Genomic DNA, 7,401 nt, shown 5'->3' on the forward strand with positions numbered 1-7,401 from the left:
TGGAGTTACTCAGCTGAATTTGCCGCTGATGTAATCCTCGGTCATCTGTTCACGCGGGCTGCCAAAAATCTGCGCGGTCGGGCCCATTTCCACCAGGTAGCCGGTACGCGTGCCCTGGGAAATATCCACCGAGAAAAACGCCGTGGTGTCCGCCACGCGGATCGCCTGCTGCATGTTGTGGGTGACCAGGGCGATGGTGTAATCCTTCTTCAGTTCCACCATCAGTTCCTCTACCCGGCGAGTCGCAATCGGGTCGAGTGCCGAGCAAGGCTCATCGAGCAACAGCACTTCCGGCTCGGTGGCAATCGCACGGGCAATACACAGCCGTTGCTGCTGTCCACCGGAAAGCGACAGGCCGCTGACCTTGAGCTTGTCCTTGACTTCATCCCACAGCGCAGCGCCTTGCAGGGCGTGCTTGACGCGGTCGCCCAGGTCGCCTTTGTAGCGGTTCAAGCGCAGGCCGAAGGCGACGTTGTCGAAGATGCTCATGGAAAACGGGTTCGGCTGCTGGAACACCATACCGATGTAACGGCGCACCACCACCGGGTCTACACCCTTGCCATATACGTCCTGACCCAGGAAATGCACGTGGCCCTCGAAGCGAAAGCCCTTCACCAGGTCGTTCATTCGGTTGAGGCTGCGCAGTACCGTACTTTTGCCGCAGCCGGACGGGCCGATGAAACCGGTGATCTTGTTTTTCTCGATCGGCACATGGCTGTCACGCACTGCCATGAAGTTGCCGTAGAAAATTCTGTCCAGCTTGCAGTCCATGACCACAGGCGATTGGGTAACAAACGGAGCGGCTATTTGCGCAGTTGAGACGTTCAAGATTCAGATGCTCCCGTTCTTAATACTTAGGCTTGCCGAAGATACGGCTCACAATATTCACGACCAGCACGATCATCACCAACACCAACGAGGCCGCCCAGGCGAGCTCCAGCTGGTTGTCGAAGGGCATGCCGGAAAAGTTGTAGATCAACACTGCAAGGGAGGCCGTGGGGTTCATCACCGCCAAGTCGCCGTCGTGGTAGATCCAGTAGTTGCTGAACAGCGCGGTGAACAACAACGGCGCGGTTTCGCCTGCGGCACGTGCCACTGCAAGCATTACGCCGGTGAGGATCGCTGGCAGGCCGGTCGGCAAGATGATCTTCCAGATCACTTGGGAGCGGGTGCAGCCCATGCCATAGGCGGCGTCCTTCATGATCTTGGGCACCATGCGCATCGACTCTTCAGCCGTCAGCACCACGATGGGCAGCATCAGTACCGCCAGGGCCACGCCGCCGGCCGGTGCCGAGTAGGTGCCGGTGGTCATCACCACCAAGGCATAGGCAAACACCCCGGCCAGGATCGAAGGCAAGCCGGTGAGCATCTTGGCGGCAAAGCGTGCAGCGTTGGCCAATTTGCTGTCCGGCCCCAGTTCGGCCAGGAAGATCGCGGCCATGATGCCGACCGGCACCGCAATCGCCGCAGCGATACCGACCATCACAAAGGTGCCGGCCATGGCGTTGCCGAAACCGCCGCCTGTTTCGAAGCCGGTGGGCGGCAGTTCGGTGAACACCTCCAGGCTCAGGCGTGCGCCGCCACGGGTGATCAGCATGTAGAGCACGGAAATCAGCGGCACACTGGCCAGCAGCGCGCCAAACCATACCAATGTGGTCAACACCAGACTGCGCAAGGCGCGGCCTTCGAACTTGCGCTGCAGGCTCGGCACAGCGGTGATAGGGGATGTGAGATTCGTCATCATCGGTTACCCCGTTGGGCGTAGAGCATGATCATGGAACCGATGACATTCACCAGCAGCGTGATGAACATCAAGACGAGAGCGGCGTACATCAATACCTCCACCTCGTTGGGCCCGGCTTCGGGGAAGTTCAGCGCCAACAAGGCTGCCAAGGTATTGGCCGGCGCGAACAGCGAGAGGGAAATGTTGTTGGCGTTGCCCACCAGCATCGCCAGCGCCATGGTTTCGCCCAGCGCACGGCCGAGGCCGAGTACCAGGGAGCCGAAAATACCGGTGGCGGCGGATGGCACCATCACCTTGAGAATCGCCTCCCAATGGGTGGTGCCCATGCCGTAGGCGGCCTGCTTGGTCTTCATCGGCACGCTGGTGAGCGCGTCCTGGGATACGGCGGCAATCGTCGGCAGAATCATGATGGCCAACACCAGCGCCGCAGGCAGCAACCCCGGCCCGCTCAGGGACGTGCCGAAAAACGGTATCCAACCCAGTTCGCTGTTCAACCAGGTGGTCAGTGGCCGAATGGCCGGGATCACCACGTAGATGCCCCACAGGCCGTACACCACGCTGGGGATAGCCGCGAGCAGCTCAACGATGGTGCGAAACACAGCGGCCAGCTTGGCCGGCAGAAAATCCTGAGTCAGGAAAATCGCCATGCTGACACCGAAAAAGCCTGCAATCAGCAGCGCGATGAAAGCGCTGTAGAGCGTGCCCCAAATGGCCGGCAAGATCCCGTACTTGCCCTGGTTAACGTCCCAGACGCTGCCAAAAAGCACATCGAACCCGTGCTTTTCCATGCCCGGCAAGGCCTTGCGTCCCACCTCGAATACCAAGGCTGCGACCAACGCCAGAATCAGTACCACCCCGATTCGCGCGAGCCCACGGAAGGTGCGATCGACCAGGAAGTCTTTGGCCGAGGGAGGTTGGCAGGCAGAATCCCGGTTAACCGGTACGACGAAAGGTTTGTTCATTGGCTAATTCCGGAACAGGGGGGAAACGCCCCCGGCGCGGCAAACAGCCCACACCGAGAGCGGCCTCACGGGTGTTACTGAATGTTGGCGGATGCCTTGCGAACCTGCTCGACCACCGATGGCGGCAGCGGGATATAGCCCATGGAGTCGGCGATTTTCTGCCCCTCGGTCAGGCTGTACTCAACCATTTCGCGCATGGCCTTGGCCTTGGCAGGGTTGCCGTTGTCCTTGCGGAAAATCATCCAGGTGTAAGAGGTGATCGGGTAAGACTTGGCACCGTCCGGGTCAGGCAACCAGGCCACCAGGCTTTCCGGCATCTTCACTGCGGCCAGGGCCTCGGCGCCGCTTTCGGCGTTCGGCACCACGTACTGGCCGGCCTTGTTCTGCAACTGGGCGAAGTCAACCTTGGCCAGTTTGGCGAAACCGTACTCGATGTAGCCAATCGCGCCTGGGGTCTGGCGTACGGTGGCGGTCACACCATCGTTCTTGGGCGACTTGATGAATTTGTCGCTGGCCGGCCAGTTGACGGTGTTGCCCTCCCCCAGTGCCGTTTTGAATTCAGGGTTGATGGTCGCCAGGTGCTTGGTGAATACCGCCGTGGTGCCGCTGGAGTCTGCGCGCACCACCACGGTGATCGGCGTGTCGGTGAGTTTCAGGTCCGGGTTGGCGGCGACGATCTGTGGGTCGTTCCACTTGGTGATCTTGCCCAGGAAGATGTTGGAGTAAACATCGCGTGGCAGCTTGAGGCCCTTGGGATTGCCCGGCAGGTTATAGGCCAGCACGATTTCACCGGCAGTCATTGGCAGCAACTGCACGCCTTCGGCGACCTTGGCGATGTCTTCGTCTTTCATGGCCGAGTCACTGGCGGCGAAGTCGACGGTTTTATTCAGGAAGTCCTGCACACCTGCGCCGCTGCCCTTGGACTGGTAATCCACGGTGACGCCAGCGGTCTTCTTGCTGAAATCCTTGAACCAGGTGAGGTAGATCGGTGCAGGGAAGCTGGCGCCGGAGCCGGTGAGGCGCACGTTTTCGGCGGCGAAGGTCAAGGAGGAGGCACACAGGGATACCGTAACGGCGAGTGCTGCGGACTTCATCAAGCTTTTCATTAAAAGGAACTCGTTGTGGTGACGGGCTCCCGAACTGTGAAGCAGGGTTGTTACATTTTTATGAAAATTGAATGGCGAGGGGGTGTTTTGTCCCGCTTTGCCGCCACAGCGCTGTATTTTTAGGGCATGGGTTAGTAACAAAATACGACTACAGTGTTGTCATCCCTCTAGCGGTACTGATCTTGCTCCCGTGACGGTCGAAGCTGATCCCATTGAAGCTGCGCCATCCAACTGTGGGAGCTGGCTTGCCTGCGATGACGGTCTGACAGCCAACGCCTATTTACTTNATCGCGCGGTGTCAGATAAATAGGTGCCAGGCGCAATGCCGCCATCGCAGGCAAGCCAGCTCCCACATTTGGACCTAGGGGTGTCAGGGAAATAGGCGTTCTACCGCTCCCCCCACGGCTAGCGGCCGCCTTCCATCAGGCTTACTTGCCTTCAGTCAACGCGTTGTAGCTGGTGAACAGGTTGCGGTAGTCCGGAATGTGGTTGGAGAACAACGTCCCCAAGCCCTCGATGTCGTTGCGCCAGTCGCGGTGCAGCTCACAGGCCAGGCCAAACCAGGTCATCAGTTGCGCGCCGTTGGCCGACATGCGGGCCCAGGCGGACTGTTGGGTCAGTTCGTTGAAAGTGCCGGAGGCGTCGGTGACCACAAACACTTCAAAGCCTTCGGCCAGGGCCGACAGCGCCGGGAACGCCACGCACACTTCGGTCACGACGCCGGCAATGATCAATTGCTTCTTGCCGGTGGCCTTGATGGCCTTGACGAAGTCTTCGTTGTCCCAGGCATTGATCTGGCCTGGGCGCGCAATGTACGGCGCATCCGGGAACAGTGCCTTGAGCTCGGGCACCAGCGGGCCATTGGGGCCGGTTTCGAAACTGGTGGTCAGGATCGTCGGCAACTTGAAGTACTTGGCCAGGTCAGCCAGGGCCAGCACGTTGTTCTTGAATTTGTCCGGGTCAATGTCGCGGACCAATGACAGTAAGCCGGCCTGATGGTCGACCAACAGCACAGCGGCGTTGTCTTTGTCCAAGCGAACGTAAGGTGTAGACATCTTCATACTCCTGATAAAAAGGCAGCGCCCAACATGGGCTCGCCGCAAAAGACCCCAGCGTATTTACTTGCGCTGTGAGTCTAGTACTTCGTGGTTGTTTGCCACTTCCTGAGCCTTGATGTAGCTCTCGATGAGAAGCTGATAGTGCGGCACGGCCTGGGTGTAGACGTTGGCCCATCCAAAAAACAGTGGAACCACCTTAATCATCGCGTTCAGGGTTAGGTAGTGGCTGAAACGGGCCGCTCCATCTCAAAAATGGAACAATGCAGCCGCACGGTGGCAAGGGCACTTGGACGTGGCGGTCGTTACAATGCGATCATCGGCTCCACCCCGTGGGTTTCAGGCACTTGCGCCAATCATGACCGTTCACTTATTTCCAGGCAGGTGCCTTCATGGACATCAAGCAGCTTAAATTCCTGATCGCGCTGGAGCAGACCCGCCATTTCGGTCAGGCCGCCGCGCGCTGCAACATCACCCAGCCCACCCTGTCGATGCGCCTGCGCAACCTGGAGGAAGAACTGGGCCTGGAGCTGGTAACCCGCGGCCAACGCTTCGAAGGTTTCACCCAGGCCGGCGAACGCGTATTGGCCTGGGCCAGGACCCTGCTCGCCGCACACGACGGCCTGTTCGCCGAAGCCGCTGCGTGTCGCGGCCAGTTGGTCGGTAACCTGCGCCTGGGCCTGGTGCCCCTGAGCGGCTTCAACCCGATCAGCTTTATCCAGGGTTTGTCCCACAGCTTCCCGGAACTCAAGTTCAGCCTCACCTCCATGAGTTCGGACAAAATCATCGAAGCCTTGGGCACCAACCAACTGGACCTGGGCGTGTGCTACCTGGACCACGTCAGCCCCAATTACCTGGAGTTTTTCGAGCTGGGCGAAACCCGCGTCGGCCTGCTGTACGACACCCGCCACTTCCACTTCGAAGGCACACAGATGAGCTGGGAAGAAGCCGCCCAACTGCCCCTGGGGATGATCAGCAATGGCATGCACTACCGAAAATCCATCGACTTGAGTTTCCGCAGCCGCGGTCTCGATCCCCAGCCGATTCTGGAAAGCGACTCCACCTATCAACTGTTCCAGGCCATCCACGAAGGCTTCTGTTGCGCAATCATGCCGTTGGACAGCGGCCTGGAAAACCCCATCGAAAACCTGGCATTTATCCACCTGCCAGACGCCAGTGTCCTTGCGCCCCTGGGCATGGTGATGCGCAAGACCGAACCGCGCTCGGTCATCGCAGAGAAGTGTTTTGCCGAGGCCAGGCGGTTGTTTGCACCCAATACCCAGGCTTAGCCGGCCTGCGTTTGCAGCGCGCACAAAAAAGGCGCTCCGTAGAGCGCCTTTTTACCGCCGATTGTTTTACTGCAAGCTGACCTGACGCAGCTCGGGTTTGGTCTCACCACCAATCATGATGCGTTTTGGCTTGGCCTCTTCAGGCACTTCACGCAGCAGGTCGATGTTGAGCAAACCGTTGGTCAGGGATGCGCCACGTACTTCGATATGGTCCGCCAAGCGGAACGACAACCGGAACGCACGTTGGGCAATGCCCTGGTGCAGGTAAGCGACCTTATCGTCGGTTTCGCGTTTTCCGCCGGAAACCGTCAATACACCCCTCTCGACCTGGATATCCAGATCCTCCTCGGTCAGGCCAGCCACGGCGATCACGATGCGGTACGCGTCGTCACCGTGCTTTTCCACGTTGTGAGGTGGATAGGAATTCGGAGCCTCGCTGCGCAGCGCCGACTCGAACAGGTCATTGAAGCGATCAAAGCCCACCGATTGACGGAACAGTGGGGCCAACGACAGGGTAGTAGCCATTTTAAAATCTCCTGAGTTTCTCCAAGTGATTTAGTACGCGACCCGGATTCGGCATCGCGTGATCAAAAATTTATGGACGCGCAAAAGGAATTCAAGAGGGCCGAAAAAATTTTCTTGTGCAAGGGGCTATCACCCAAGCCCAAGTGTTATGGCGTGTGCTCTAATCAAAATGCCAGGCGTGCTTTACCCCGTGAGCGCCTGAGACAGCCCTTGAGGTACAAAAAAATGAAAATGACATTCCCGGCCCTGGCATTGGGCATTCTGATCTCCCAAGGGGCCCTGGCCGCTGGAGATGGTACGGCGGCGCTGGGAGGCGGTGTCGGCGGTGTATTGGGCAACGTGGTGGGCCAGCAGCTTGGTGGCTCGACAGGTGCGGCCATCGGCGCCGGCGTGGGGGGCGCAGCCGGGAGTGCAGTGGGTGCGCAGAAGGGCAACAAGACCGAAGCGGCGATTGGCGGCGGTTTGGGCTCGGCAGGCGGTTCGCTGATTGGCAATCGCCTGGGCGGCACCACCGGTTCAACCATCGGCGCCGGCGTGGGTGGCGCAGCCGGTGGCGCGCTGGGTAACAACCTGGCGGATGACGAGAGCGGTCATCGTTCCGGTGGTGGCAAGCACAAAGGCAACAAACATAAGCACAAGAACAAGCACCACTGATCGCGTGGCACGGCGCTGTTAGCCACCAAACACTAACCTGTGGCGAGGGAGCTTGCTCCCGTTGGG

The 7,401-nt window shown here is 59.4% G+C and carries 8 protein-coding genes and 1 pseudogene; 2 read left to right on the plus strand and 7 right to left on the minus strand.

Annotated elements, in window-relative coordinates; all coding sequences use genetic code 11:
* Positions 1-9: 9 nt before the first annotated feature.
* The 6 genes and pseudogenes from pstB to ACTJLA_RS12475 form a co-directional block, all read right to left on the minus strand.
* Entirely contained in the window at positions 10-771 is a 762-nt protein-coding gene (pstB, locus tag ACTJLA_RS12450; protein WP_019817112.1) for a phosphate ABC transporter ATP-binding protein PstB, read from the minus strand.
* A 76-nt stretch (positions 772-847) separates the two neighbouring features.
* A complete protein-coding gene (gene pstA / locus ACTJLA_RS12455) occupies positions 848-1,741 on the minus strand; it encodes a phosphate ABC transporter permease PstA (RefSeq protein ID WP_014718563.1) in 894 nt (297 codons plus the stop codon).
* On the minus strand, positions 1,741-2,706 hold the full coding sequence (pstC, locus tag ACTJLA_RS12460) for a phosphate ABC transporter permease subunit PstC (RefSeq protein WP_003191517.1): 966 nt from the start codon (positions 2,704-2,706) through the stop codon (positions 1,741-1,743). The genes pstA and pstC overlap by 1 nt, the downstream gene beginning before the upstream one ends.
* A 74-nt stretch (positions 2,707-2,780) precedes the next feature.
* A complete protein-coding gene (gene pstS, locus ACTJLA_RS12465; protein ID WP_054919120.1) occupies positions 2,781-3,812 on the minus strand; it encodes a phosphate ABC transporter substrate-binding protein PstS in 1,032 nt (343 codons plus the stop codon).
* A gap of 428 nt (positions 3,813-4,240) precedes the next feature.
* On the minus strand, positions 4,241-4,867 hold the full coding sequence (gene ycaC, locus ACTJLA_RS12470) for an isochorismate family cysteine hydrolase YcaC (RefSeq protein ID WP_003191542.1): 627 nt from the start codon (positions 4,865-4,867) through the stop codon (positions 4,241-4,243).
* Between the two features lie 63 nt (positions 4,868-4,930).
* Positions 4,931-5,023 (minus strand): annotated as a pseudogene (locus ACTJLA_RS12475) (hydrolase); the annotation flags it as partial.
* 236 nt (positions 5,024-5,259) lie between these two features.
* On the opposite strand from ACTJLA_RS12475, the gene ACTJLA_RS12480 reads away from it, so the two are divergent.
* Positions 5,260-6,156, plus strand: a complete 897-nt coding sequence (locus tag ACTJLA_RS12480) for a LysR family transcriptional regulator (protein WP_197880619.1) — start codon at positions 5,260-5,262, stop codon at positions 6,154-6,156.
* Positions 6,157-6,222: 66 nt separating this feature from the next.
* Here ACTJLA_RS12480 and ACTJLA_RS12485 read toward each other — a convergent pair whose 3' ends face one another.
* Positions 6,223-6,681: an Hsp20 family protein gene (locus tag ACTJLA_RS12485; RefSeq protein ID WP_014718573.1), complete on the minus strand. Its 459-nt coding sequence runs from the start codon at positions 6,679-6,681 to the stop codon at positions 6,223-6,225.
* A 225-nt stretch (positions 6,682-6,906) separates the two neighbouring features.
* Here ACTJLA_RS12485 and ACTJLA_RS12490 point away from each other — a divergent pair, with 225 nt between their 5' ends.
* Entirely contained in the window at positions 6,907-7,335 is a 429-nt protein-coding gene (locus tag ACTJLA_RS12490; protein WP_034127523.1) for a glycine zipper domain-containing protein, read from the plus strand.
* Positions 7,336-7,401 lie beyond the last annotated feature (66 nt).

Origin of the sequence: Pseudomonas sp. 22072 (genome assembly GCF_052046095.1) — a bacterium.
GTDB lineage: Bacteria > Pseudomonadota > Gammaproteobacteria > Pseudomonadales > Pseudomonadaceae > Aquipseudomonas > Aquipseudomonas paracarnis.

What these genes read in the sequence shown, in the direction of transcription:
- ACTJLA_RS12490 (WP_034127523.1), top strand. Translation starts at nt 6,907, where the DNA reads ATGAAAATGACATTCCCGGCCCTGGCATTGGGCATTCTGATCTCCCAA.
- ACTJLA_RS12485 (WP_014718573.1), bottom strand. Translation starts at nt 6,681, where the DNA reads ATGGCTACTACCCTGTCGTTGGCCCCACTGTTCCGTCAATCGGTGGGC.
- pstB (WP_019817112.1), bottom strand. Translation starts at nt 771, where the DNA reads ATGGACTGCAAGCTGGACAGAATTTTCTACGGCAACTTCATGGCAGTG.
- ACTJLA_RS12480 (WP_197880619.1), top strand. Translation starts at nt 5,260, where the DNA reads ATGGACATCAAGCAGCTTAAATTCCTGATCGCGCTGGAGCAGACCCGC.
- pstA (WP_014718563.1), bottom strand. Translation starts at nt 1,741, where the DNA reads ATGACGAATCTCACATCCCCTATCACCGCTGTGCCGAGCCTGCAGCGC.
- ycaC (WP_003191542.1), bottom strand. Translation starts at nt 4,867, where the DNA reads ATGTCTACACCTTACGTTCGCTTGGACAAAGACAACGCCGCTGTGCTG.
- pstC (WP_003191517.1), bottom strand. Translation starts at nt 2,706, where the DNA reads ATGAACAAACCTTTCGTCGTACCGGTTAACCGGGATTCTGCCTGCCAA.
- pstS (WP_054919120.1), bottom strand. Translation starts at nt 3,812, where the DNA reads ATGAAAAGCTTGATGAAGTCCGCAGCACTCGCCGTTACGGTATCCCTG.